Annotated in this window: 21 protein-coding genes and 2 pseudogenes; 11 read left to right on the top strand and 12 right to left on the bottom strand. The window is 67.6% G+C overall.

Annotated elements, in window-relative coordinates; genetic code table 11:
* Position 1: 1 nt before the first annotated feature.
* The 3 genes from A5624_RS06050 to A5624_RS06040 form a co-directional block, all read right to left on the bottom strand.
* Positions 2-775 carry an enoyl-CoA hydratase/isomerase family protein gene (locus tag A5624_RS06050; RefSeq protein ID WP_066863089.1) on the bottom strand — a complete coding sequence of 258 codons (774 nt, stop codon included), beginning with the start codon at positions 773-775 and terminating at the stop codon, positions 2-4.
* Positions 776-833: 58 nt separating this feature from the next.
* Positions 834-1,856: a YihY/virulence factor BrkB family protein gene (locus tag A5624_RS06045; RefSeq protein WP_066863086.1), complete on the bottom strand. Its 1,023-nt coding sequence runs from the start codon at positions 1,854-1,856 to the stop codon at positions 834-836.
* Positions 1,857-1,930: 74 nt separating this feature from the next.
* Entirely contained in the window at positions 1,931-2,914 is a 984-nt protein-coding gene (locus A5624_RS06040) for a GGDEF domain-containing protein (RefSeq protein ID WP_066863083.1), read from the bottom strand.
* Between the two features lie 192 nt (positions 2,915-3,106).
* Between A5624_RS06040 and hrpA the strand changes: the two genes are divergently transcribed.
* The 3 genes from hrpA to A5624_RS06025 all read left to right on the top strand — a co-directional run bounded on the left by hrpA (position 3,107) and on the right by A5624_RS06025 (position 9,769).
* Positions 3,107-7,066 carry an ATP-dependent RNA helicase HrpA gene (hrpA, locus tag A5624_RS06035; protein WP_066863080.1) on the top strand — a complete coding sequence of 1,320 codons (3,960 nt, stop codon included), beginning with the start codon at positions 3,107-3,109 and terminating at the stop codon, positions 7,064-7,066.
* Positions 7,067-7,220: 154 nt separating this feature from the next.
* The gene (locus A5624_RS06030; protein ID WP_066863078.1) at positions 7,221-8,696 is read left to right on the top strand and encodes an FAD-dependent monooxygenase; all 1,476 of its coding nucleotides are present in this window, start codon (positions 7,221-7,223) and stop codon (positions 8,694-8,696) included.
* A 95-nt stretch (positions 8,697-8,791) separates the two neighbouring features.
* Positions 8,792-9,769, top strand: coding sequence for a hypothetical protein (locus A5624_RS06025; protein ID WP_066863075.1), 978 nt, complete (start codon positions 8,792-8,794; stop codon positions 9,767-9,769).
* Positions 9,770-9,799: 30 nt separating this feature from the next.
* Here A5624_RS06025 and A5624_RS28485 read toward each other — a convergent pair whose 3' ends face one another.
* Complete coding sequence (locus tag A5624_RS28485) at positions 9,800-9,982, bottom strand: hypothetical protein (RefSeq protein ID WP_197497982.1); 183 nt, start codon at positions 9,980-9,982, stop codon at positions 9,800-9,802.
* Between the two features lie 137 nt (positions 9,983-10,119).
* Here A5624_RS28485 and zwf point away from each other — a divergent pair, with 137 nt between their 5' ends.
* On the top strand, positions 10,120-11,619 hold the full coding sequence (gene zwf, locus A5624_RS06020; RefSeq protein ID WP_066863071.1) for a glucose-6-phosphate dehydrogenase: 1,500 nt from the start codon (positions 10,120-10,122) through the stop codon (positions 11,617-11,619).
* Between the two features lie 32 nt (positions 11,620-11,651).
* Here zwf and A5624_RS06015 read toward each other — a convergent pair whose 3' ends face one another.
* The gene (locus A5624_RS06015) at positions 11,652-12,575 is read right to left on the bottom strand and encodes a class I SAM-dependent methyltransferase (protein WP_066863067.1); all 924 of its coding nucleotides are present in this window, start codon (positions 12,573-12,575) and stop codon (positions 11,652-11,654) included.
* A gap of 183 nt (positions 12,576-12,758) precedes the next feature.
* On the opposite strand from A5624_RS06015, the gene A5624_RS06010 reads away from it, so the two are divergent.
* Both A5624_RS06010 and A5624_RS06005 read left to right on the top strand, forming a co-directional pair.
* Positions 12,759-13,640 carry a CoA ester lyase gene (locus A5624_RS06010; protein ID WP_066863064.1) on the top strand — a complete coding sequence of 294 codons (882 nt, stop codon included), beginning with the start codon at positions 12,759-12,761 and terminating at the stop codon, positions 13,638-13,640.
* A 116-nt stretch (positions 13,641-13,756) separates the two neighbouring features.
* Positions 13,757-14,989, top strand: a complete 1,233-nt coding sequence (locus tag A5624_RS06005) for an osmoprotectant NAGGN system M42 family peptidase (protein WP_066863061.1) — start codon at positions 13,757-13,759, stop codon at positions 14,987-14,989.
* Between the two features lie 5 nt (positions 14,990-14,994).
* On the opposite strand, the gene A5624_RS06000 is transcribed toward A5624_RS06005, so the two are convergent.
* From A5624_RS06000 to A5624_RS05990, 3 genes are all read right to left on the bottom strand, one after another.
* Positions 14,995-16,452: an aldehyde dehydrogenase gene (locus A5624_RS06000; RefSeq protein WP_066863057.1), complete on the bottom strand. Its 1,458-nt coding sequence runs from the start codon at positions 16,450-16,452 to the stop codon at positions 14,995-14,997.
* An 86-nt stretch (positions 16,453-16,538) separates the two neighbouring features.
* Positions 16,539-17,306 carry a class I SAM-dependent methyltransferase gene (locus tag A5624_RS05995; protein WP_066863054.1) on the bottom strand — a complete coding sequence of 256 codons (768 nt, stop codon included), beginning with the start codon at positions 17,304-17,306 and terminating at the stop codon, positions 16,539-16,541.
* Between the two features lie 52 nt (positions 17,307-17,358).
* Positions 17,359-18,042, bottom strand: coding sequence for a GAP family protein (locus A5624_RS05990; RefSeq protein ID WP_066863051.1), 684 nt, complete (start codon positions 18,040-18,042; stop codon positions 17,359-17,361).
* 294 nt (positions 18,043-18,336) lie between these two features.
* Here A5624_RS05990 and A5624_RS05985 point away from each other — a divergent pair, with 294 nt between their 5' ends.
* Both A5624_RS05985 and A5624_RS05980 read left to right on the top strand, forming a co-directional pair.
* Positions 18,337-19,098 (top strand): SDR family NAD(P)-dependent oxidoreductase, encoded by a 762-nt coding sequence (locus A5624_RS05985; protein ID WP_066863049.1) that lies wholly within the window; start codon positions 18,337-18,339, stop codon positions 19,096-19,098.
* Between the two features lie 30 nt (positions 19,099-19,128).
* Complete coding sequence (locus A5624_RS05980; RefSeq protein WP_156748860.1) at positions 19,129-19,809, top strand: class I SAM-dependent methyltransferase; 681 nt, start codon at positions 19,129-19,131, stop codon at positions 19,807-19,809.
* A 1-nt stretch (position 19,810) separates the two neighbouring features.
* On the opposite strand, the gene A5624_RS05975 is transcribed toward A5624_RS05980, so the two are convergent.
* Positions 19,811-20,464 (bottom strand): heme oxygenase (biliverdin-producing), encoded by a 654-nt coding sequence (locus tag A5624_RS05975; RefSeq protein ID WP_066863042.1) that lies wholly within the window; start codon positions 20,462-20,464, stop codon positions 19,811-19,813.
* A gap of 240 nt (positions 20,465-20,704) precedes the next feature.
* Between A5624_RS05975 and A5624_RS05970 the strand changes: the two genes are divergently transcribed.
* Both A5624_RS05970 and A5624_RS05965 read left to right on the top strand, forming a co-directional pair.
* A complete protein-coding gene (locus tag A5624_RS05970) occupies positions 20,705-23,002 on the top strand; it encodes a SpoIIE family protein phosphatase (protein WP_082990502.1) in 2,298 nt (765 codons plus the stop codon).
* 98 nt (positions 23,003-23,100) lie between these two features.
* Positions 23,101-23,544: a nuclear transport factor 2 family protein gene (locus tag A5624_RS05965; protein WP_066863039.1), complete on the top strand. Its 444-nt coding sequence runs from the start codon at positions 23,101-23,103 to the stop codon at positions 23,542-23,544.
* Positions 23,545-23,574: 30 nt separating this feature from the next.
* Here A5624_RS05965 and A5624_RS05960 read toward each other — a convergent pair whose 3' ends face one another.
* The 3 genes and pseudogenes from A5624_RS05960 to A5624_RS05950 all read right to left on the bottom strand — a co-directional run.
* Complete coding sequence (locus A5624_RS05960; RefSeq protein WP_369807001.1) at positions 23,575-24,117, bottom strand: FKBP-type peptidyl-prolyl cis-trans isomerase; 543 nt, start codon at positions 24,115-24,117, stop codon at positions 23,575-23,577.
* Positions 24,118-24,177: 60 nt separating this feature from the next.
* Entirely contained in the window at positions 24,178-24,531 is a 354-nt protein-coding gene (locus tag A5624_RS05955) for a DUF732 domain-containing protein (protein WP_066863034.1), read from the bottom strand.
* A 131-nt stretch (positions 24,532-24,662) separates the two neighbouring features.
* Positions 24,663-25,592, bottom strand: a pseudogene (locus tag A5624_RS05950) (serine hydrolase domain-containing protein); the annotation flags it as partial.
* On the opposite strand from A5624_RS05950, the pseudogene A5624_RS28050 reads away from it, so the two are divergent.
* Positions 25,589-25,803: pseudogene (locus A5624_RS28050) on the top strand (hydrolase); the annotation flags it as partial. The pseudogenes A5624_RS05950 and A5624_RS28050 sit on opposite strands and share 4 nt — an antisense overlap.

Raw genomic sequence — 25,803 nt, 5'->3', positions numbered from 1 at the left:
GTCAACGCCCACGCCACTGCGGTTTGCGCTTCTCGGCCCAGGCCCGCAATCCCTCGGCGACGTCTTCGGTCGCACCGGCCACCTTGCGCATGGTCTCGCCGAAGCGCACCGATTCGATCCAGCCCATGTCCGCGGTCCGCCACGCCACTTCCTTGGTCGCCCGCTGGGCCAGCGGTGCGGCCTCGGTGAGCGTGCGGGCCCACGCCTGGGCTTCGGCCTGCAGCTGGTCGGGCTCGACCAGCTTCCACACCAGACCGACCTCCTTGGCCCGCTCGGCGCTCATGGGTTTTCCGGTCAACAGCAACTCCATCGCGTTGGCCCAGCCCACCCGTTGCGGGAGCCGGATGGCCCCGACGATGGTGGGCACCCCGATCGACACCTCGGGAAAGCAGAACGTGGCCTCGGTGCTGGCGATGACGAAGTCGCAGAACAACACCCCGGTCACCCCGTAGCCGATGCAGGGACCGTGCACGGCGGCGATGGTCGGCTTGAACAGTTCCATGCCGGATTCGAAGGAGTTGATGGTCGGCTTCTCCCAGAAGGTGCCACCGAAGGTCCCGACCGAGCCTTCCCCGTCCTTGAGGTCGCCGCCGGCGCAGAAGACGCCGCCGTTGGCCGTCAGGATCCCGACCCAGGCGTCCAGGTCGTCGCGGAAGCGATCCCAGGCGGCGTTGAGGTCCTGGCGGAGCGCGCCGTTGATGGCGTTGCGGGCCTCCGGGCGGTTCAGGGTGATGGTGGCAACGTGGTCGTGCAGCTCATAGGTGACCAGACTCATCACTGCAGACTATTGCGCCACGCCAACGCCCTCGCCACAACCGGGAAACAAGCCCGCATCATGGCGTGCGCGGGCGGCGAAAGTCATGGAACGCGCCAAGGCGCCCAACGGTTTTCGCGGGCAACCGCTTGATGTCGTCGAAATGAACATGCACCCGCTCGAAGGCTTTGACCCGTTCGGCTTTGACCTTCTTGGTGTAGGTCCGCCGATCCGCCATCGTCAGATCCGCGTCGTCGGTGAATGCGCCGAGCAGGGCGCGCGGGTACAGCCGCTCCACCAGGACGACGTTGATCTCGGCGCACATCACCAGCGCCACCGAGGTCAGGAACAGAAACGCCAACGCCCCCAACACCAGTGCGAACACGCTATTGGTGGCGCTGGCCCTTTTCACGGTGTGCGCCACGTAGCCGGCGCCGAACCACTGCAGCATCTGCCAAATGAACGCCGCGGCAACCGCTCCGGGCAACACCTGCCGGTAGGTCAGTGCGCGTGCGGTCGTCACGCGAAAGGCCACCAGGCAGATCATCGCGTTGATCGCCACGGCGGCCAGTGCGAGGCCGATCTTGCTGAAGACGCCGAGCGCGCTGGTGGCGTGGCCCGCCGCGGCCAACACCGTGGCCGCGATGGCGGCCGAGCCGAGCACCAACAGCAACAGCAGGCTACGCAGCCGGGACCGAATCGGGTTGGGGCGCTTGTGCTTCGGCACCGCCCACACCGTGTCCATCGCGTTTTGCAGCGCCTGTCCCACGCCCAGGCCGCCGTAGAGCGCGCCGAGCAACCCGACGGCCACGCCCACCGCTCCGCCGCTGAGCCCCTGGGGGTGGTGCAGCTGGTCGCCGAGTACCGGGAACTGGCTCAGGGTGCTGTGCAGCACCTGCGCCTGCAGATCGGGTCTGCCGGCCAGCACCACCCCGAGGCCGGTGGTCAACAGCAGCAGCAGCGGAAACAGCGACACCAGCCCGTAATAGGTGATCAGGGCGGCGAGGTAACCGCCCTGATCGTCGTTGTACTTGTAGACGACACCGACGATCACGCCGACGACTCGATTACGTCGCTGCAGCCTGTCCAGCCAACCGACCATCGCCGATCACTTCCCCCGCAAGCCGGCATCCAAATTCGATGCACTCGCCACCTGATACCCGGATTCAGCCGCCGTCAACCTCGCGACGGCCGCAGATCGGGGCCGCGTCTCTCACGCTTGACGTTGTACAGCTCCGCGTCGGCAGCCGCGTACATCGAGGTGATGTCCGCGCCCTCACCGCTGCGGGTTGCGGTGCCGACGCTGGTGCCTGGCGTGTGTTCGTGGACGCAAGCAATGAACCTCTCCGCTTCGGCACCCGTTGGACGACGGTCGGCGATGCACACCGCGAACTCATCGCCGCCAAACCTGGCCAGAACGGCATTGGCGGGCGCGACTTGTCGCCAAAAAGCCGCGCAGCTGATCAGATGCTGGTCGCCGGCTACGTGGCCCTGGGTGTCGTTGAGGCTTTTGAAGTTGTCGATGTCCATCGCGATCACGGTGACAGTGGTTGCGGCAGAACGAGATCGCGCCAACAGGTCCGCGGTGGCGATCTCCCACCCTGCGCGGTTGAGCAGGCCCGTGAGGGGATCGGTGCACGCCGCTGCGACGAGGGCGCGCGTCAGCAACCCGAATGATTCAGCCGCGCCGATGATCGCGACCACGAAAATGACGTAGTCGATCCACAACTTCGGCGTGGGCGCGACCGCGAGTGCCGCAACCGACAGCCCGGTCAGCACAGCCACCAGGGTCCCTCCGCGGCGTGGCGAGTAAAACGCGCGCAGGTACATCGCCAGGAACATCGGTCCGATCAGGCAGACGAACTCGGCAACGATCGCGCGGTGGAACGCCATCACGATGGGTGTGGCCACGATCGCCGCTACCGTCGCGGGCGCTGGTTTGTCGGGCCGGGCGGCCAGTAAGGCTAGCGCACCCACACCGAGCCCGACCGCAACGATTCCGCCTGTCGGATTGGACAGGGTGAGCCCCGAACGGATCGGGAACAAGGTGAACACCACCCCGTAGGCGTACAGGAATGTGGTGGCTCCCAAGAAGATTCGCAGCATCCGCGCCTGTTGTGTGCGGTAGAAGACCGTCCCCGCATCGGCGCGCAGGCGCAATCGATATCGGCGCGTATCCCGACCGCCGTACGGGCCACCGAAACTGTGACGCATTCCGTTAAGTCTCCTCGTCACCCCCGTGCTGGCGACGTGCGGCGAATGCTGCATAGCCATTCTGACACCACGTCGACCTCTGCAGCGTCGCTGACACCTCGTGGCCGGCGCCGCCGGATGACGCCTATCGTGGCAGCAGTGGCCGAACCGTCTGTAGCGCAGTTGCGCACACAGCTCGACGGTGTGACGCTGCGCGACGCGGCCCGCTTCGGCCGGCGCCTGAAGAATTTGCGCGGGGCCCCGCCCGAGAAGCTGCGCCGGCTGGCCGACCAGATCGCGGCCGCGCAGGCGGTCGTCGCCGCGCGCCACGCCGCGGTCCCCGCGATCGCCTACCCCGACCTGCCGGTCAGCGAGCGGCGGCAGGAGATCGCCGAGGCGATCCGGGCGAATCAGGTGGTGGTGATCGCGGGGGAGACCGGGTCGGGGAAGACCACCCAGCTGCCCAAGATCTGCCTCGAGGCCGGCCGCGGTGTCCGCGGAACCATCGGGCACACCCAGCCGCGCCGGCTGGCCGCCCGCACCGTCGCACAACGCATCGCTGACGAGCTGGGCAGCCCGCTCGGCGACGTCGTCGGCTACACGGTGCGGTTCACCGACCAGGTCAGCGACCGCACGCTGATCAAGCTGATGACCGACGGGATCCTGCTGGCCGAGATCCAGCGCGACCGCCGCCTGCTGCGCTACGACACCCTGATCCTCGACGAGGCCCACGAGCGCAGCCTCAACATCGATTTCCTGCTCGGTTACCTGCGCGAGTTGCTGCCGCGCCGACCCGACCTGAAGGTGATCGTCACCTCGGCGACCATCGAGCCGCAGCGCTTCGCCGCCCACTTCGGTGGAGCCGAACCTGGGCCCAGCGGCGGAGCCGAGCACGGGCTCAGCACCACCGCGCCCATCATCGAAGTGTCGGGACGCACGTATCCGGTGCAGATCCGCTACCGGCCGCTGGAGGTTGCCGTACCGGTCGACACGCAGGATGATCCCGACGACCCCGACCACGAGATTGTGCGCACCGAGACCCGCGACGAGGTCGAGGCGATCGTCGACGCCATCGCCGAGCTCGAGGCCGAGCCGCGGGGGGACATCCTCGTCTTTCTGTCGGGTGAGCGCGAAATCCGAGACACCGCAGAGGCTTTGGGCGGTGTCCTCAAACACACCGAGGTGCTTCCGTTGTACGCCCGGCTGCCCACCGCCGAGCAGCAGAAGGTGTTCGCGCCCCACACCGGGCGCCGGGTCGTGCTGGCGACCAACGTCGCCGAGACGTCGTTGACCGTGCCCGGGATCCGCTATGTGATCGACCCGGGCAACGCCCGCATCTCCCGTTACAGCCGGCGCCTGAAGGTGCAGCGGCTGCCGATCGAGCCCGTCTCGCAGGCGTCCGCCGCGCAGCGGGCCGGCCGGTGCGGCCGGGTGGCGCCCGGCGTGTGCATCCGGCTGTACTCCGAACAGGACTTCGCGACCAGGCCGCGCTACACCGATCCCGAGATACTGCGGACCAACCTGGCGGCCGTGCTGTTGCAGATGGCGGCGCTGCAGCTCGGCGACATCGACGAGTTTCCCTTCCTCGATCCGCCAGACCGGCGCAGCGTGCGCGACGGTGTGCAGCTGCTAGCCGAACTGGGCGCGTTCGACCAGCACGGCGCGATCACCGACCTCGGCCGCCGCCTCGCGCGGTTGCCCGTCGACCCGCGGCTGGGCCGGATGATCCTGCAGGCACAGACCGAGGGATGTGTGCGCGAAATGCTGGTGCTGGCCGCTGCGTTGACGATTCCCGACCCGCGGGAGCGGCCCAGCGACCGCGAGGAGGCGGCCCGTCAAAAGCATGCCCGCTTCGCCGACGAGCACTCCGACTTCATGTCCTATCTCAACCTGTGGCGCTATCTGCGCGAGCAGCGGAAGTCGTTATCCGGCAACGCGTTTCGGCGGATGTGCCGTTCGGACTTTCTGCACTACCTGCGCATCCGCGAGTGGCAGGACCTGGTCGGGCAGCTGCGCAGCATCGCCCGCGACCTGGGAATCGTGGAGGACGCCGCGTCCGACGAGCCGGCCGATCCGGCCCGGGTGCACGCGGCGCTGCTCGCCGGGCTGCTGTCGCATGTGGGTATGCGCCGCGAAGACACCCGCGAGTATCTGGGGGCGCGCAACTCGCATTTCGTGCTGGCGCCCGGCTCGGCGCTCACCAAGCGGCCCCCGCGCTGGGTCGTCGTGGCGGAGCTGGTCGAGACCAGCCGGCTGTACGGGCGCACCGCCGCCCGCATCCAGCCCGAGCTCGTGGAGCGGGCCGCCGGTGACCTGGTGCAGCGCACCTACAGCGAACCGCATTGGGACGCCAAGCGCGGCGAGGTGATGGCCTACGAACGGGTGGCGCTGTACGGGCTGCCGCTCGTCGCGCGCCGCCGGGTCGGATACGCACGCATCGAGCCGGTGCTGGCGCGGGAGCTGTTCGTTCGCCACGCGCTGGTCGAAGGCGACTGGCAGACCCGTCACCACTTCTTTCGCGACAACGCACGGCTGCGCGCGGAGCTCGAGGAGCTGGAGGAGCGCGCCCGGCGGCGCGACCTCCTGGTCGGCGACGACGAGATCTATGCGCTCTACGACGCCCGCATCCCCGCCGATGTCGTCTCGGCGCGGCACTTCGACGCCTGGTGGAAAAAGCAGCGCCACCAGACGCCGGACCTGCTCACCTTCGCCCGCGCCGACCTGCTGCGCACGAACGAGACGGCCGCCGCGGATCGGCCGAACACGTGGCGGACGGGCGATGTCGCGCTGCCATTGACCTACCGCTTCGAGCCGGGCGCCGCTGACGACGGCGTCACCGTGCACGTGCCGATCGACGTACTGGCCCGCCTGGGCGGCGACGAGTTCGCCTGGCAGGTGCCGGCGCTGCGCGAGGAGCTGGTGACCGCGCTCATCCGCTCACTGCCGAAAGACTTGCGCCGCAACTTCGTTCCCGCCCCCGACACCGCGCGCGCGGTGCTGGCGGCAATCGACCCGGGCGGTGAGCCGCTGCTGCCGGCGCTGCAACGCGAGTTACGCCGTCGCACCGGGGTATTGGTGCCCGTCGACGCCTTCGACCTGGACAAGCTGCCGTCGCATCTGCGGGTGACGTTCGCGGTCGAGTCCGGTGACGGCGCCGAGGTGGCGCGCGGCAAGGATCTGCGGGTGCTGCAGGAACGGCTCACGACGCCGGCCCAGCAGGCCGTCGCCCATGCGGTCGCGGGTGATCTGGAGCGGACCGGGTTGCGCGGCTGGCCCGAGGACCTCGACGAACTGCCGCGGGTCGCCGAACGCACTGTCGGCGGGCGCACCGTGCGGGGCTTTCCCGCATTCGTCGACGCGGGCGGCGGCGTGGACCTGCGCGTGTTCGCCACGTCGTTCGAGCAGGAGCAGGCGATGCGACCCGGGATCCGGCGGTTGATTCGCCTGAGCATCGCGTCGCCGACCAAAGCCATTGTGCGTCAACTTGATCCACGCACCCGGTTGGTTCTCGGCAGCAATCCGGACGGTGACCTGTCCGCGCTGCTGGACGACTGCGCCGACGCCGCGGCCGACGCGCTCGTGTCGGCGCCGGTGTGGACGCGCGCGGAGTTCGCCGCGCTGCAGCAGCGGGCGGCAAAGTCCTTGTCGCCCACCACCGTAGACATCGTGGGCCGGGTCGAGAAGGTGCTGACCGCCGCCCAGGAGGTGCAGCTCCAGGTGCCCGCGAATCCGCCGGCCGCACAGGTCGACGCGATTGCCGACGTCCGCGCGCAGCTGGATCGGCTGCTGCCGGCCGGTTTCGTCGCCGCTACCGGGGCCGCCCACCTCGCCGATCTCGCCCGCTACCTGCTCGCGATCCGCCGCCGCCTCGAAGGCCTGTCCCGTGCGGTCCAGGCCGATCGGGAGCGCATGCGCCGGGTGCACGCGGTGCAGGATGCCTACGCCGAGCTGGTGCGCGAGCTGCCGCAGGCGGCCAAGGCGGCCGCCGACGTCCGGGATGTCGCCCGGCAGATCGAGGAATTCCGGGTGAGCCTGTGGGCCCAGCAACTCGGCACGCCCCGCCCGGTCAGCGAGCAGCGGATTTACCGCGCGATCGACGCCCTGCGCGACCGCTGGTGATCGATGTTCCCCGCCACTTTCAACCTATAGCGCATCCGGGGGCTTGCCGCAAGACCCGGGTGCTGATGCAAAATCGCTGTCCTCAACCAGAATTCAATCGAATCGGGGTAGCGAAGTGGGCGTTTGGCGGTCAGCGGAGAACTCGCACGGCGACATGGAGCACGCGGTGCTCATTGTCGGGGGCGGCCCGACGGGGCTGATGCTGGCGGGCGAACTGGGTTTGGCGGGAATCGACGCCGCCATAATCGAGCGGCGCACCAGCCAGGACCTGGTCGGGACGCGGGCCGGCGGGCTGCATGCCCGCACGATCGAGGTTCTCGATCAGCGTGGCATCGCCGATCGGTTTCTGTCCCGGGGCCAGGTGGCTCAGGTCGCCGGCTTCTCCCAGATCCGGTTGGACATCAGTGACTTTCCCACCCGGCATCCCTACGGACTCGCGCTGTGGCAGAACGAGATCGAACGTATCTTGGCGGACTGGGTCGACGAGCTGGGCGTGCCGATCTATCGGGGCGAAGAGGTGGCGACCCTCGCGCAGGACGACGACGGCGCCGACGTCGGACTGTCCGATCACCGGATGCTGCGGGCGCAGTATGTCGTGGGGTGCGACGGCGGACGCAGCGTCGTCCGCAAGACGGCCGGCATCGAGTTTCCGGGCTGGGAGGCGACCACGAGCTATTTGCTCGCCGAAGCCGAAATGGACTCCGCGGCCGAGCAATCCTCGCAGTGGGGCATCCGCCACGACGCGCTCGGTGTCCATGCCCTCTCGGTTGCCGAGGAGGGGGGACCGGTTCGGATCATGGTCACCGAGCGGCGCCTCGGGCCGCCGTCCGAACCCACGCTGCGCGAGCTGAGTGAGGCACTCGTCGCCGTATACGGAACCGACTACGGGATCCATAGTCCCGCTTGGATTTCCCGGTTCACCGACGCGGCGCGACAGGCCGCGAACTATCGGCGCGGGCGGGTTCTGCTCGCCGGCGACGCCGCGCATATCCATCACCCGGTGGGTGGGCAGGGCCTGAACACCGGCGTGCAGGATGCGGTGAATCTGGGCTGGAAGCTGGGCCAGGTGGTCACCAAGACATCACCCGACAGTCTGCTGGACACCTATCACGCCGAACGGCATCCGGTCGCCCAGCGTGTGCTGCGCAACGCGTTGGCGCAGATGGCGCTCCTTCGCCCCGACGACCGCACCCAGGCGCTGCGCGACACCGTGACCGAGTTGCTCGACATGGACGAACCCCGCTCGCGTTTCGCGGCGATGATGTCGGGCTTGGACATCCGCTACCACCTGGGGGAGGGGCACCCGCTGGTGGGGCGCCGCATGCCCGACTTGGATCTACTCACCGCCGACGGTTCGTCGCGCGTGTTCGACCTGCTGCGAGACGCCCGTCCGGTGCTGGTTAATTTCGGCGACGCCGGCGGCATCGACATCGTGTCCTGGGCGGACCGGGTGCACCTGGTCGACGCGAAACATGTTGGCCCATGCGAACTTCCGGCGCTAGGGGCGGTCAGCGCGCCGCCGGCGGTGCTGATCCGACCGGACGGGCACGTCGCCTGGGTCGGCGCCCGCGCCGACACGGCGCTGCACCGGGCCCTCGGCACCTGGTTCGGCCCACCCGTCGCGACCTGAGGCCGACCGCGCCCACGCCGAAAAAGGTGACTTGTGTCGGCCCGCGCAGGGTGTAACGTGCGTGTTCGCTGTTCAAGAGCAGGAAAGCACTCATCGTGGACATGGCAACCGAGCAACCGCCGACGGCGCCGCAGGATTGGGCCGAGGCCCAACCCTTGCTCAGGCCGGTGCTGCGCCCGCAGAGCTACGTCAATCACTTGGTCAACACCGGCGCCCAGCCGTGGGTGCGCCCGGTGTTTCCCTTCATCAACGAGATGGTCGTGGTCGACCTGCCGACCGTGCGGGCCATGGTGACACCGGCGGAAACGGGTGCCTGGGGCATCACCGGCGATCAGGCCTTCGCGGTCGCCCGGGAGAACCTGTCGGCGCAGCAGCAGACCTTCGCGCCGGGTGAGAAGTTCCTGTTGAAGGACGCCGATGGCGGCACCTATATCGATTCGATGATCCTGGCCACCGGGTGGCTGGGTTCGCTGGCGGTGGCCGGCGGCCCCCGTCCGCTGGTGTTTTTCCCGGGCGACGGTGTCTTGCTGCTGGGCACCGACGCGCCCGACGACGCCGGCGACCTCGTCGAGGTCGCCGAGCAGATGTACCTCGATGCCGAGCAGCCGATCTCGCCGCAGGGCTACACCATCGAGGGCACCATTATCGCGCCGTTTGATCAGGCCGGGCCGCACCCGCTGCGCGAGCTGGCGCTGCGGGCCCGAACACTCTTGGCCACAAAGGAATACCGCCACCAGACCGAATTCTTGCGGGAGCACTATGAGCGCGAATTGTTCCCGCAATACGTCGGCGACGCACAGATGATCGAAACGGCCTGGGGCCGGCGCAGCACCGCGGCGTGGGGTCAGGGCATCCCGTGGGAGCTGCCGCAGACCGATTACGTGACTTTTCTGGTCGGCGATCCGTCGAACGTGTCCGACAAGTTCACCGTGCCATTCGCGACGGTCGTCGACGTGGTGGGCATCCTGCCCGTTGCCGGAATCAGTCCGGTCCGCTACCGGGCCAACGAATGGCCCGCGCCCGAGCTGCTGACGACGCTGAAGGCGCACGCCATCGACCTCCCGAGCGAATGAGCGTGCTCGGCGAGCCGGGCCGGCGGCCGATCAGTCCGGCGGCTCGTTGGTGGCACCTCGGACGGCCGCTTGCTCCCGGTCGCTGCGGTTGCCGGGAACGCCTTCGGCTTCGCTTTCCTCGGTAACCTTCTCCTCGAGCTGGTCGACGATGTTTTCCAGCTCCTGCGCGCGGCTCAGCGGGTCTTTGTCGGGTTTGGTCATATCGCTTTCCAACTGGCGTGGGTGGGGAGACGGGCCCCGGCGCCGGGAACCCGCCGCTATTCCATACCCGATCGGGTGATTGCTAACCAGAATCGGGCGGCCGTGAGACGGACGAGACACAGCGCCGCGACGGTGGAAGTATCGCAAGAGTGGCTACCGAGAAACCTCAGACCATCGCTTACCCAGCTGCCGACGCCCGCCCGCGTCGCCACCACGCCGATGCGCTCGACCCGCATGTCATCGTCCTTTTCGGTGCGACGGGCGATCTGGCGAAACGAAAGCTGATCCCCGGCCTGGCCTACCTGGACCAGTCGGAATTAGCGCCCAATATTCAAATCGTCGCCACGTCGTTGGAGGACCTGAGTCAGGAGGAATTCCGCGAGATCGCCAAGGAGGCGATCGATTCCTTCGGCTCGCACAAGCTGACGGACGAGCAGTGGGCCAATTTCGCCGGCATCATCAGCTACGTCCCGCAGGGCGCCGGACCCGAGGCACTGGCCGAGGCGGTGGCCCAGGCCGAGGAGAATCTGGGGGCTAACGTTCGGCGCCTGCATTATCTGTCGGTTCCACCCAAGGCGGCGCGCGCCGTGATCACCATGCTGCGCGACGCCAAGCTGGTCGAACGGTCGCGGGTGGTGATGGAAAAACCGTTCGGCACCGATCTGGCCAGCGCCGTGGCGCTGAACGACTTCGTGCACGAAACCTTCGAGGAATCACAGATTTTCCGCATCGACCACTTCTTGGGCAAGGAAGCCGCGCAGAACATCTTGGCGTTTCGGTTCGCCAACGGCCTCTTCGAGCCGATCTGGAACCGCAACTTCATCGATCACATTCAAATCGACATCCCCGAGGACAAGGGCTTGGAGCAGCGGGCGAACTTCTACGAAGAGACCGGGGCCTACAAGGACATGGTGGTGACCCACCTGTTCCAGGTGATGGCGTTCGTGGTGATGGAGCCGCCGACGGCGCTCGAGCCGTTTGCCATCAGCGAGGAAAAGAACAAGGTGTTCCGGTCGATGCTGCCGGTCAAGCCGGCCAACGTGGTTCGGGGTCAGTACAACGGATATCGCGACGAGGACGGCGTGGCGAAGGATTCCGACACCGAAACCTTCATCGCCCTCAAGGTCGGCATCGACAATTGGCGGTGGGCGGGGGTGCCCATCTACCTGCGCACCGGCAAGAAGATGGCCGAGGGCATCCGCATCATCTCGATCGCGTTCAAAGAGGCGCCGCGGACCATGTTTCCGCCCGGATCGGGTGTGGGCACGCAGGGCCCCGATCACCTCACGTTCGACCTTGCCGACAACTCGAAGGTTTCGTTGTCGTTCTATGGCAAGCGGCCCGGCCCGGGCATGAAGCTGGACAAGCTGTCCATGCAGTTTTCCTCCCAGGAGATCGACACCGTCGTGGACGTGCTCGAGGCCTACGAACGGCTGATCCTCGATGCGATGCGGGGCGACCACACGCTGTTCAACACCGCGGAGGGCATCGAATCATTATGGGAGCGTTCCGAAGATCTGCTCAGCGACCCGCCGCCCGCCAAGCTGTATCAGCCAGGCACATGGGGGCCCAACGCGATTCACCAACTCATCGCGCCCAACGCATGGCGGCTGCCGTTCGAGCGGGGGTGGCGCGAAGCCAAGTCCTAGCGGACGTGGATTACCACCGAAACCGCTGGGACTCAGCCCAATTCGGCACTGAGGTAACTGATCGAGTGACGGAACTCCTTGAGGATTTCGTTGTCCGGCAGCACGAATCCGTACTCGGCATAGACCTGTTCGGTCGGGTGGCGGGTGACGTTCCAACCGGTGTCGGCCAGGTGCTCGCCGGCCGGGCGGCGCTCGCCAAGCCAGACGAGCTCGGCGACGTCGATGTCGAGCCCGTGCTGACGCCAGGTGTTGCGCATCGCCCGAGCGCGTTCGTCGGTGAACACGCTCATGTCGGTGATGTTTTCCGTGGCCAGCCGGCTGCCCGGCGCGCTGAGCGCGGTGATGTTGTCCAGCAGCCGGTCCTGGGCGTCGGGCGGTAGGTAGGGCAGTAGACCCTCGGCGATCCAGGCGGTTGGCGAGTCGGCGTCAAAGCCGCTGTCCCGCAGCGCCGTTGGCCAGTCGTCGCGCAGGTCGATTGCGACGGTGCGGCGCTCGGCGGTCGGTTCGGCACCGATCCGGGCGAGCGTGTTCGTCTTGAAGGCGATCACCTCGGGCTGGTCGACCTCGAAAACCACGGTGCCCGAGGGCCACGCCAACCGATAGGCCCGCGCGTCGAGCCCGGCGGCCAAGATGACGGCCTGCCGTATGCCCGCCGCGGTGGCGGCGCCGAAGAAGTCGTCGAAATACCGGGTCCGCACGGTCATCTGCTCGCGCCGCTGCTGCAGGGTCATCGGCATGTCGTCGGTCTCGAGCGGGATTTCGTTGTCCAGCATGCGGGTGAAGAAGGGGTGCCCGACCGCCCGCACCAACGGCTCGGCGAATCGGTCGTCCAGCAACGGGTCCGGCTCACGGGACGCCAGCGCTCGGGAGGCCGCCACCATCGTGGCGGTCGCCCCCACGCTGGACGCCAGGTCCCAGCTGTCGCCCTCGCTGCGCGCCGAGCCTAATGATGACATTCGTTTTCCCCTTCCGCCGATCCACTCGCGGCGTCGGCCATTTCGCCTGCCGACCGCTGACCACCGGCGCACGGCTCCACCGGTACCGAAGGGTACTTTCTGCCTAGGCCGCGCGCACCCCACACCCGTCGCGCACGCTCGTGACTCTCCCGCTCCAACGACGACAGGAAGTGAATCGCTTTCATGGCACCGACCCTGCGCCCGCGCCGATCCGCCCTGTACCTCCCCGGCAACAAGCCGCGCGCGCTGGAGAAGGGTAAGACGCTGCCGGCGGACGTGCTGATCTTCGACCTCGAGGATGCCGTGGGTCCCAACGCGAAAGCCGATTCGAGGATGACGGTGTGTGACGCGATCTCGTCAGAGAGCTACCGGCCCCGCGAGGTCGTGGTGCGCATCAACGGCTTGGACACCGACTGGCACGACGACGACCTGGCGGCGGTGGCCGGTTCCGCCGCCGACGGCGTGCTGGTGCCGAAAGTCGAGACGGGTCAACAGGTTCGAGCGCTGGCCGACGCGCTGGACGCATTGGGAGCGCCGAAGTCGTTGCAGCTGTGGGTGATGATCGAAACGCCCCGGGCCTTTCTGCGGGCCGAGGAGGTCGCGTCGGCCAGCGATCGCCTGGCCGGTTTGGTGGTGGGTACCAACGACCTGGTCAACGAGCTGCACGGCCTGCACGTGCCCGGGCGCGCACCCGCGGTGCCCGCCCTCGGCTTGGCCTTGCTGGGAGCCCGGGCGGCCGGAAAGGTCATCTTGGACGGCGTGTTCAACGACATCACCGACGACGGCGCATTCCGGGCCGAGGCTCGGCAAGGCCGCGAGATGGGCTTCGACGGCAAGACCCTGATCCACCCGTCGCAGATCGCCCCCGCCAACGAGCTGTTCGGTCCCTCACACAAGGAAGTGGAGGACGCCCGCAAGATCGTCTCGGCCTACGAGCAGGCGCAGGCGTCCGGCACCAGCGTCATCACCGTCGACGGCCGCATGATCGAGAGCCTGCATGTGCGCGACGCCCAGCGCATCCTCACCCTCGCGGATCTGATCGCCGAGATGGAATCCGCTTCTTAGGGGCAGCGGACATATCGAACGCCCGCAGCCGTGGTGCGGCGCCCGCCGCGACGGGCGTTCGGTGCCGCTCACACGGTAGGTTGAACGCGTTCGGAGGCGACTCGAGAGGAGATAACGTGGGCCAGATCGCGGCCATGGCCGAGGCCGACCGCACCTGGATGATCGACACCCTGCTGGCGCTGCTGCAGACCCCGAGCCCGTCGGGACGCACGGATGCGGTGATGCAGGTGATCGGCGACATCTTCGACCACTTCGGGGTGCCGTTCACGCTGACCCGGCGCGGCGCGCTGACCGCCGAACTGCCGGGTGAGTCCGCGACCATCGACCGCGCCATAGTGGTTCACTCCGACACCATCGGCTGCATGGTCAGCGACCTGAAGGACAACGGCCGCCTTCAACTGGTCCCGGTCGGCACCTTTTCGGCGCGGTTCGCCGCGGGCGCCCGGGTGCGCATTTTTATCGACGACCCCGATGAGTTCATCACCGGCACGGTCATGCCGCTCAAGGCCAGCGGGCACGCATTCGGCGATGAGATCGACACACAACCCACCAACTGGGAGCACGTCGAGGTCCGCATCGACCGCAAAGTGTCCTCGCGCGAGGACCTGGTTCGGCTCGGCCTGCAGGTCGGTGACTTCGTGGCGTTGATCACCAGCCCCGAGCTCACCGCCGACGGCTTCATCGTCTCACGCCATCTGGACGGCAAGGCGGGCGTCGCGATAGCGCTCGCGCTGGCCAAGAACTTCTCCGAGAACAAGGTGGTGCTGCCGCACCGCACCACGATCATGGTCACCATCACCGAGGAGGTCGGCCACGGGGCCAGTCACGGCTTGCCCGCCGACGTCGCCGAGCTGGTCTCGGTGGACAACGCGGTGTGCGCGCCCGGCCAGCATTCCCTCGAGGACGGCGTGACGATCCCGATGGCCGACATGCATGGCCCGTTCGACTACCACCTCACCCGCAAACTCTGCCGGCTGGCCCGCGAGCAGGGAATCCCATTCGCCCGCGACGTTTTTCGCTACTACCGGTCCGATGCCGCGGCGGCGATCGAAGCGGGTGCCAACACCCGCGCCGCGCTGGTCGGCTTCGGCCTCGACGGCAGCCATGGCTGGGAGCGCACTCACATCGATTCGCTCGAGTCGGCCTACAACCTGCTGCACGCCTGGCTGCAGACGCCGCTGACGTTCGCCAAGTGGGACGCCAAGCCGACCGGCAGTCTGCGCGACTTCCCGTCGTCGGAGCAGCCCGCACCGAGCGAGCGGTGGGTGCCGCTGTCTCGCGGCGATTTCGAGAGCCCCGGCGAGGCGTCGCCCGGGACGGTCTGGCCGCCGGAGGGGCCGCAGGCGTGAGGCCGCTACATCTGTGCCCAGACGATCTTGGTCTGTAGGTAGGTCTCGATGCCGGCCTTGCCTGACTCGTGGCCCCAGCCGGACTGCTTGTAGCCGCCGAAGGGCATCGAGTGGTCGTAGGGAAAAGCGCAGTTGAGCCCGACGGTTCCGGCCGCCAGCCGCTTGGCCAGTCGATGGGAGCGGGCGAGGTCCTTGGTCCACACCGTGGCGGCCAGCCCGTAGGTGCTGTTGTTGGCCAACGCGACGGCCTCGTCCTCGTCGTCGAAGGGCAGGACCGTGACGACGGGCCCGAAGATCTCTTCCTGGAACAGCCGGCTGGTGTCGGGATCGACGTTGGTGACGACCGTCGGGTGCACGAAGTAGCCCTTGCGATCGAGGCGGTGGCCGCCGGTGACGATTTCCGCGCCGTCGGACCTGCCCTGCTCCAGGTAGCCCAGCACCCGGTCGAGCTGCTTCTGGCTGATCAGCGGTCCGCTCATGGTCCCCTCTTCGTTGGGGCCGCCCATCTTCATCGCATTCGCCACCATCGCCATGCCCTCGACGACCTGGTCGTACACGCCACGCTGCACCAGAATGCGGGAGCCGCACACGCAGGCCTGCCCCGAGTGGACGAACGTGCCGAACGCCGACATCGGGACGGCCTTCTTCAGTTTCGCGTCGTCGAAAATCAGCACCGGTGACTTGCCGCCGAGCTCGAGGGTGACCTTGTTGAGGTTGCTGTCGGCCGCGGCGTGCACGATCGCGCGGCCCACCTCTGTCGAGCCGGTGAAGGCGACCTTCTCCACGTCGGGGTGCGCGGTGATCGCCGCGCCGACGGTGTGTCCGTATCCGTTGACCAGGTTGGCCACCCCGTCCGGGATTCCGGCCTCGGCCAGCAGGCGCATCAGCACGTGCGCCGAAAGTGGCGTCTCCTCAGCGGGTTTCACCACACTGTTGCACCCGGCCGCCAGCGACGGCGCAAGCTTGGCGCAGAAATTGAACACGGGGCCGTTCCACGGGAAAATCAGCCCGACCACGCCGTAGGGCTCGCGCACCGTATAGGTGTGCATGTGCGAATCGACGCCGGTCAGGCCGCCGGTGTTCACATCGCGCGCAATGCCGTCGATCTTGGTACACCAGCCGGCGTAATAGCGGAACCACTCGGCGCCGATTTTCACCTGCATCTGCGCTTGAGCCGGGTACATTCCGGCGTTGAGCATTTCGAGCGCGGCGAGCAGCTCGGCGTTCTCGTCGATCAGGTCGGCGACCCGCCACAGGACCTTGGCTCGCTCGTAATCGGGCTTCCCGGACCATATTTCGGACTCGGCGCTCGCTTTCGCGCGCGCGACCGCCTCGTTGACGGCTTCGGTACCGCCGTCGGTGAACTGGCTGATCTGTTCCTCGGTGGAGGGATCGAAGATCGGGATCACGTCACCGGTACCGGGGAGTTCTCGGACCTCGGCCAATACGGATTGCACCGTCATTGCGTCTCCTAAGTGAATGCGGCAGAAGTTACGCGCTTAACCCCCCGCTGTCTACGACATCGGCAAAAGGTACGTCCAAGCGGCGCTTAGCGGCCGCGGGCGATCCGATCGGCGCGCCAGCACCGGGACTGCATGGGGACGTCGATCACGTCGGCGCCGGGGAAACGCTCGGTCAAGATGGCTCGGGCGTTGTCGAGCCGCTGCGCGCGGTCGTCGGGGGAGGCGATGATCACCCGGCTGTAGGTGGCGAGCATCGCGACGATGTCGTCGACCGTCATCGTGCGCACGAAATCGAACGTCTCGCGCGCGACGTTGTGGAATATCTGCGGATCCGGCAGTACGACGTTCTCGTGGCGCCGGCGGAAGCGGTCGGGCGCATCCAGTTCGGACGTGTCGTCCTTGGGCAGCACCTCGAGGTCGCGGACCCAGTCCACGTCGCGATCGCGACTGGTCCAGATCAGCCCGAACCGACCGCGGTCGCGCAGCACGCGGCCGATCTCCGGGACGGCCCGGTCGGGATCCATCCAGTGCCACGCCGAGGAGACGAAGACCGCGTCGGCGGAGTTGTCCGGGAGGGGAATCGACTCACCGGTGCCCGCCACGGCGCGAACTCCGGGGGACCGCTCGGCCAGCACCGCTCGCATCCGCGCATCGGGCTCGACGGCGACGACTTGCGCCGCCCGGTCGACGAGCGTGCGGGTGAACAGGCCGGTGCCCGCACCGACGTCGACGGCCAGCTCGCAGTCCGACGGCAGCAGCCAGTCCACCGCCTGCTGCGGAGGCTGCGGCCGCAGCCCGTCGTAGTCCTCGGCGATCGAGCCGAAGGACATTGCGCGTTCGTGGCGATCGGTCACACGCGACAAGGTAATCCAGCTCGCTGTGCATCAGATGAGAAGTCGTACCACCTCACCACAGCGCGCTGTGGTTGACGATTGCGTCGGCGATGAGCCCGGTTCCGAAAACCAGGAACAACAGCCGCACCGACATCGGCCCGTAGCGAGTGAGGGCGCGCACGATCGCGCGCTGAATGCGCTTGGCCCGCATAGTTTTTCTCATCGAGAGGGCAAGGATCAGCAGCGGCGGCGACAGGGCGATGGCCCAGTAGACGAGGATGACCAACGGCCAGAGCGGCGGTCGCGGGTGCACCGCGGCGAGCATCGCCAAGCCGGTGAGATAGGGCACGGCGGTAGGGGCCTGGCCACTGCCCACCGCCAGCCCCAGAAATCCGAGCAGCCAGGGCCGTTGCCGCATCGCCGCCAGCGCCCAGCCGGGTGCCGAGGACTGCGCGGTCAACGGAAAGAAGGCCAAGCAGATCAACGCGATGCCCAGCAGCAGTTCGCCCCGGAAACGAATGGCCGGTGTCAGGTGAAAGTCGAGGACCTCGGTGATGAAGCCGATGCCCAGCACGGTGCACACGCCGAATGTGGTCGTCACCGCGAACACGCCCGCGACGTAACTCAAGGCGCCGGGAAGCGGAGACCGGCGCCCCAGCCGGCTGTCGAAGATGACGGCCGAAACCACTCCCACGTTGAGCACGTTGAGCGAGTCGAGAAACGCCAGACCGGCAAGCGCCAGTGCCAGAGCCGCCACGCGTCCGCACCGGGCCTAGCGCGCGGATTTGCCGGCCGCCCGCAGCGGGCTGCGCGCTGACCTCGGCGTCAGGATCAAGGCGGCGATCATGCTGCAGAGAATACGAGTTCGGATGAGAACGTGTCGGGTGAGGTTTCGGGGTTCACGATCGGTGATCCCGTGCTCGACGGGCAGGACGCACGGGGGCGATGGTGTCGGCGCAGGTCATCCACGGCATCATCGAGGCGGCGGCGCGCGCGAGTTCGCGGCCGCGGTTTCAACGGTGACGGCACGCCGACTCGAGGAGAGAACCGAATGGGATTGCTCGACCACAAGACCGCTGTCATCACGGGCGCCAACTCCGGGATCGGGTTGGCCACCGCCGAACGATTTCTTGCCGAGGGTGCCGCCCGGGTGTTCATCACGGGTCGGCGCCAGCCTGAACTCGATGCTGCGGCAAGCACATTGGGCCCTCGCGTGACTGCCGTGCGCGGAGATGTCGGAACGCCGGAGGATCTGGACCGGCTCTACGCCGAGGTCGCGGCAGCGGGTACCGGCCTCGACATCGTGATGGCCAACGCCGGATCGACGAGGGTGGCGCGGCTGGGGGAAATCACCGATGACGACCTCGACGCGCTGCTGACCACCAACGTCAAGGGCGTCGTCTACACCGTGCAAAAGGCGCTGCCGCTGCTCAATGACGGCGCCTCCGTCATTCTGACGGGCTCCACCACCGCGGACCGCGGCCGCCCCGGGCTGAGCATCTACGCCGCCTCCAAGGCCGCCGTCCGATCCCTGGCCCGCGCCTGGGCCAACGAACTCGCCGGCCGCAACATCCGGGTCAACGTCATCGTGGCCGGGTCCACGGCCACCCCCGGCAGCGACGCGCTGGCCGCGCAGACCGATCCCGACGCTTCCATCGAGGAGTTCCGCGCCGGCCGCATCGGCACCATCCCGCTGGGCCGCTTCGCCGAGCCCACCGAGATCGCCAATGCCGCAGTGTTTTTGGCCAGCGATCTGTCCAGCTTCACCACCGGATCCACCGTCACCGCCGATGGCGGATTCAACCAGGTCTGATCCGTTCGAAGAGTCAGCGCGCGTAAATGGGTGGCCAGCGGTGGTGGCGTCGATAAGACTGACGATATGTCGCGAACATCCCCGGCCTTTGCCCGAGACCCTGACACCGCAGCCTATTACGATCGGCGCGCCGCCGAATACGACGAATGGTATTTAGGACAAGGACATTTCGCCCAGCGTGACCGGCCAGGGTGGAGCGCCGAGGTCGATCGGGTGGTCAGCTTGGTTGCCGACCTACCGGCCGCGCGCACGCTGGACGTTGCTTGCGGTAGCGGTTTTTTGACCCGCCATCTGCGTGGCCTCGTGGTGGGAGCGGACCAAAGCCCTGCGATGGTCGAGTTGACCCAATCGCGGTTGCCGCACGGCGTGGCGATCGTCGCTGACGCGTTGTCGTTGCCGTTCGCGGGCAATGCCTTCGACCGCGTTTTGACCGGCCACTTCTACGGGCACCTGCCGGCCGATGAACGCCAAGCCTTTCTGACTGAGGTACGCCGGGTGGCGGGGGAGCTGATCGTCATCGACTCAGCGCTTCGCGCCGGCGTGGAACCCGAGCAATGGCAAGAGCGGACCTTGAATGACGGATCGCGTCACCGCGTCTACAAGCGCTACCTCGGCGGCCGGCAACTGGCCGACGAACTCGGGGGAGAGGCGCTCTTCGACGGCACCTGGTTCGTTGCCGCACGGGTTCGCTGGGGTTCCGCCCAAGTGTGATTCAGCGCCGACGGTCCGGCGCGCTGTCGGACAGTTCATCGAAGAGGGCCTGGTTCAGGCCGAAGGCGTATTTCACCTCGCCGACTATGCGATCGATTTCGTCGGCGTCGGGACAAAGCGCGTCGAGGCGGGCACGATAGGCGTCCTTATACGGTTTGGGCCGCACCGGGAATTCATAGAATGCAAGCCCGGCGCCCCGAAGATCGAAGGTGCGATCGAGGATTTTGCCGATGCCCCGGCCTCCGGAGAGGTCCCCGAGATAGCGCGTGTAGTGGTGGGCCACCAGGGCGCCACCCCACGTGAGGGCGCCGAGCCGCTCGGCGTAGGCCGCCGCCGCGGGGGAGTCGACCTCGCGTGCGGCACCCGGGGTCAGCCAGTGATCGAGGTCGGCGTCGATAGCAGTCAGGCGCTCCAGCGCGGGGTCGTACACCGCGGCAACCATGGAATCGTCACGGCGGGCCCGCACGGCGTCCTCCAGGGCTGCGTACACCACACGCAACCGAAGCAAGTACTCGCAGTAGCCCGGTGCGCCGATCCGGCCGGCGAGCAGTTCGGACATGAATGGGCTCTGCTCGGCGGCCTCGTGTTCGGCCGCCGAGCCCTGCTTCATCGCGACCGATAGACGGCGGGTTGTTGGGACGGCGACCGAGCACATGACCTGCTCAGATTACCTTGGTGAGCGCGGCGGGAGCGGTCACCGCGGCGAGGCCGACCGGGGTCGACGGCGCGTACCGCCGTCGAAGGGGGAAAATTTCTTGGGCGCGTGGGGAAGTCACTGCCGGGCGAATCTGCCAGGCCGCGCGTATCGCGGCTTACCTAGTCGGCGAACGGCGACGCACATTGATAGCTTGGAGGTCTGGCTGCTACCCCTCACCACTCCAACGAAGCGGCTCGCGTGACCGGCGACGAGCGGCACGTCCCGCCGTCGGCGTCCGCGGATCAGCCGATCGACGATCTCGTACCGGTCGGCACTCCCATCGACCTGGACAACTGTGCGCGCGAGCCGATCCACATCCCCGGCAGCATTCAGCCGCGCGGGGTGCTCGCGGTGGTACACGAACCCGCGTTCGAAGTGCGTCAGGTCAGCGCCAACGTCGCCGATCTGCTCGACCGTCCCGTCGAAGCCGTGCTCGGCCGGCACCTGTCCGCGCTGCTCGGTTCCGAACAAGCCACCCGCATCGAGCGCGCGGCGGAGACTTTCGGCAGTCTGCGCCAGAACAACCCGCTCGAGCTCACCATCGAGGTCGGCGGCGAGTCGCGGGCCTTCGACGCGATCCTGCACCGCGAGCCGGGCGGCGTGTTGTTGGTTGAGCTCGAAATCGCTTACGGCGAGCGGCCGTTCTCCTTCCCGAACACCTACCAGGCGGTCCGCGGCGCGGTCGAGGAATTGAACCGGGCCGCCACGCTGACCGAGCTGTACGCCATCGCGGCGCGCGCCGTCCGAGACCTGACCGGCTTCGACCGGGTCATGGTGTATCGCTACGACGAGGAGTACAACGGCGAAGTCGTGGCCGAGTCCAAGCGCGACGACCTCAACTCCTTCCTGGGCCTGCACTACCCCTCGACCGATATCCCGGCGCAGGCGCGCGCACTGTACGAGAAGAACTGGATCCGACTGATTTCCGACGTCGACTACGCGCCGGCGCCGCTGGTGCCGAGCATCGACCCGGTGAGCAGTACGCCGCTGGACCTCACGTATGCCACCCTGCGCAGCGTTTCGCCCATCCATATCGAGTATCTGCAGAACATGGGTGTGCACGCATCGATGTCGATCTCGCTGCTGCGGCAGGGCCGGCTGTGGGGGCTGATCGCCTGCCACCACTACACCGGACCGCACCTGCCGCCGTTCGGCACCCGGGCGGCGGCCGAGTTCCTCGGCTCGACTCTGTCGCTGCGACTCGTCGACCGGTTCGAGGATGAACAACTGCACAAGCGCCTGGCCTCGCAGGCCATCTTGGCCAAGCTCACCGCCGCCACGCTGGACGACGGCGAGCCGCTATCGGCGGCGTTGCTCGGGGCGCCGGACCTGCTCGATTTGGTGCCCGCCGACGGCGTGGTCATCCACATCGGGGGCGACTTCCGCATGCGCGGCTCGGTTCCGCCGCCCGAAGTCGTGTCCGCCGTCGCCGCCTGGGCGCGCGAGGTGGACGACGAGATCGCGAGCAGCGAGTGCCTGTCCCGGGCGTTGCCGGAGCTCGAGCTGGATCCGCAGGTGGCCGCCGGGGCGCTGGCGCTCAATCTGCCCGACGGGCAATACGCGATCTGGTTCCGCCGAGAGGTGCTGCGCTCGGTGGACTGGGGCGGCGACCCCTACAACAAGTCGATCGCGATCAGCGAGGGCGACCAGTATCGGCTCAGCCCGCGCAAATCGTTCGACCGATGGCGCGAGATCGTGCATGGGCGCAGCGAACCCTGGTCGCTGAGCGAGACCGACTCCGCCGGATCCCTGCGACTCCAGCTGGTCGAGTCGCTGTATCGCCGCACGCGCGGAGCGCTGCGCCTGGCGGAGACGCTGCAGCGCAGCCTGCTACCCGAATCCATCCCCGCCCTCGACAACTGGCGCCTGTCCGCGCATTACGAACCGGCGGCGGGGGACAACGTCGGCGGCGATTGGTACGACGCGTTCGAGCTTCGCGACGGCCGGCTGATCGCGCTGATCGGCGACGTGGCCGGGCACGGCATCGCCGCGGCCGGCACCATGGCCGCGCTGCGCAACGCGCTGCGCGCCCAGCTGTTCACCGGCGCCACACCGGCCGAGGCGCTCGAACAGCTCAACGAGTTCTGCCTGCACATGCTGCCCGGCGCATTCGCCACGGTCATCGCCGCGCGGGTCGATCTCGATTCGGGCCGGGTGGAGGCCGCCTCGGCCGGCCACTTGCTGCCGTATGTGACGGACCTGACCGGCAACGTTGTCGGCGAGGCGGTCTCGGCGCCCATCAAGCTCTCCCCACCGATCGGCGTCAAGGGTGTCAGCTATGCCCCCAGCACGTTCAGCGTTGAACCCGGACACGGCTTGGTCCTGTTCTCCGACGGCCTCGTGGAGCGTCGCGGCGAGTCGATCGACGACGGGCTCGATCTCTTGGCGGCGACCCTCGGCCGGGCGGGCGATGCGACGGCGTCCCGGATCTGGACCGCGATGGCGTCGAGGCATACCGACGACGACGTCACCATCATCACGCTGCTTCGGCCCTGAGGCCGCGTTAAGCGATTCGTATATCACCGCCTTTTCGAGCGACTGCCATCTACAGTTCGACGAATAGCGAACAGTAACCGCCCCTGAAGGACAATGAGATGGCGAAAAGCGTTGCGACCAAAAACGACAACGAAAGAATCGTGGTCGATTTCATACACGCCGCTTACGGCAAGAGCATGGACGTCGACGCGATGACCGCACTCATGGCCGACGACTTCGTGTGGCAGCTGCACGTGCCGCTGTCACCGGTGGTGCGGGGACGTGACGCGGCGCGCGCGGAACTCGAGAAGCACAACACCCTGGCGACGGGCATGATCGAGGGGAGCGAGATCCGCACGATCGTGTCCGACGACGACACCGTCGTCGTCGAACGAGTCGACGTGAACGCCATGAACGGCGTGGCCGTCACCTTCCACGTCACCGCGCTTTTCGAGGTTCGCGACGGCGCGATCACGCACTGGCGTGAGTACTGGGACACCACTCACGTCGCTGGACAACTCGGCATCGATCCCGCGCTCATGTTCGCGCCGCTAGGTGATTAACCTGCCGCACAGGGGATTTGGCGGCCCGAGCTAGCCGGTGGCGCTGAGGATCTTGATCGCGAAGACAAGCGAGTCGCCGGGCTGGATGCCGGCGCTGGGCTGACCCTCGGGGTAGCCATCGGCGGGGACCATCGCGACGGCGACCGTCGACCCGACCTTCTGTCCCGCGATGGCCTTCTGAAAGCCCGGCACGACGCCAGTAAGCGGGAAGTCGACGGGGGCGCCGCGCTGGTAGCTGCTGTCGAAGACGGACCCGTCACGCCCGTTGACGCCCATGTAGCAGACGGAGACGCGGGCGGTGTTGGAGACGACCGGTCCGTCTCCGGCCTGCAGCGTGTGCACCTGGGTCTGGCCCACGCTGAACGGTGTGGTGACCTTCACCAGCGGAGCGGTGGTGTCCGTGGATCCGGTGACCGCGACGCTGCCCGTGGTACCGCTCAACGTCCAGTCGGGCGTTGCACCGTTTTGCGGTGCCGCGGTCGGACATGAGCCGGCCGCGGTGGCCGTGCCCGCTCCGGCGAGCGTCAGAGCGGTTGCTGCGACCGAAGCCGCGAGCGCGACGGAGGAGTACATCCGGGAGGACTTCACGGCCGTCACGCTACAGCCAGTTACTGCGTCGCTCGGCGGGGGTCCTCAGGTGCAAAGGCTGGGGGCGTCGCACACATTGCCGGGGCAATAGATCGAGTGGGCGGCGTTGACCAGGCTCCCGACGTCCAGCAGCGTCACGCCCTTGGTGTCCAACCGGGCGTGCAGATCGTCGGCGATCTGTTGCGGCGTCCAACCCCAGGTCAGGTCGTAACACACGTCGTGCGCCTCGGCGATCAGGGCCTCGTCCGTTTTCGGCGGCCAAGTCAGGCCGACGGCACGCAGTTGCGCGAGGTACGCGTCATCTTGGGGGGTCGCGGCCGCGACGCCGGCGGTGCTGAGCAGTGCCGCGGCGGCCAGTAGGGAAACGGCGAGTGCGGCCGGCCAACGGGGTGAGGGCATTCGATTCCCTTCCGATCCTGATGGCGCGATCGAGGCCGCCAAAAGTGCGCTGCTCCAAAGCAAGACAGACATGCAGAATATCCGGAGTTCGGCCAAACGGCTCGCCGAGATATCCGACTGACTGCGGTCGACTAGCCGGGGAGTCCAGCCAATTCGCGTGCCGCCGCGTCGAAGGCGCGCAGGGCGTCGGACATGTGCGGCTCATGAGTCTTCAGTTGCGTGGATAACTTGGCGGCGACCACCTCCGCGGCGCGGTTGACATAGATCATCTGACCGCACATGCCTTGGCACAACACGACATTGCTGCCCGGGTAGGGGAACCACATCTGGTTGCGGTACATGCCGCCGGGCATCTCGTTGTCGTCGGGGCTGGCGGCGAACGCCTGACGCGAGTCGGGTCCGCCGTCGAGGGTGTCGGCGATCCACGCCGACGGCACCACTTGCCGGCCGGTCAGCGAGACGCCGTCGCGCAAGAACAGCGACCCGAACCGGATCATGTCGGTGAGGCAGGCGCTGATGCCACCGTCGAAAAACCCGGTGCCGTCGGCGTCGACGCCGATGGTGGCGTCGCATTGTGCGCCGATGCGGCTCCACAGCAACTCCGACATCAGCTCCGGCATCCGTTGAGCGCCGGCGACCTCGCAGATCCAGCCCAGCACATCGGTTTCACAGGAACGGTATTCGAACGGGCCGCCGTGAGCGCGCTGCTGGCGCAAGCTCAGCAAGAACTCCTGCAACGTGGCAGGAGCGTCCGGAGTTCTCCTGGGTGCCCACCCCATTGCCTGGTCGAGAAGGTGTATCTGCGCGGCCGGGTCGTCGTAGTTCTCCGAGAACGCGATACCCGACCTCATGTCCAGCAAGTGACGCACCGTCGCACCGGCATAGCCGCAATTATGAAGGGCGGGAACGTATTTCGTCACCGGCGCGTCGAGCTCGATCACACCGGCCCCATGCAACACACCCACCACCGCGCCCACCAGCGACTTGCTCACCGAAAACAACAGGTGTGGCGTCCGAGCGCCCAGGCCGTCGAGATATTCCTCGGCCGCGATCGCACCGCGGCACCGGGCCGGTCGCGGCGTTGCCCGCGGCTACTGCCGATCTGTCGACGATTCCGGTGACGGGCACGGACGGCACGGCCACCACCGTCGGCGCGGTATTGGCCGGTTCGGGCACCGACGGCTGGGCCGTCGCCTGCCGCGGTGCGATCGCGGCCGAGGAATATCTCGACGGCCTGGGCGCTCGGACGCCACACCTGTTGTTTTCGGTGAG

The organism is Mycobacterium sp. 1482292.6, from assembly GCF_001672995.1.
GTDB classification, from domain to species: domain Bacteria; phylum Actinomycetota; class Actinomycetes; order Mycobacteriales; family Mycobacteriaceae; genus Mycobacterium; species Mycobacterium europaeum_A.
The sequence above is the reverse complement of the archived record's forward strand: the minus strand, read 5'-3'. Positions and strand labels throughout refer to the sequence as shown.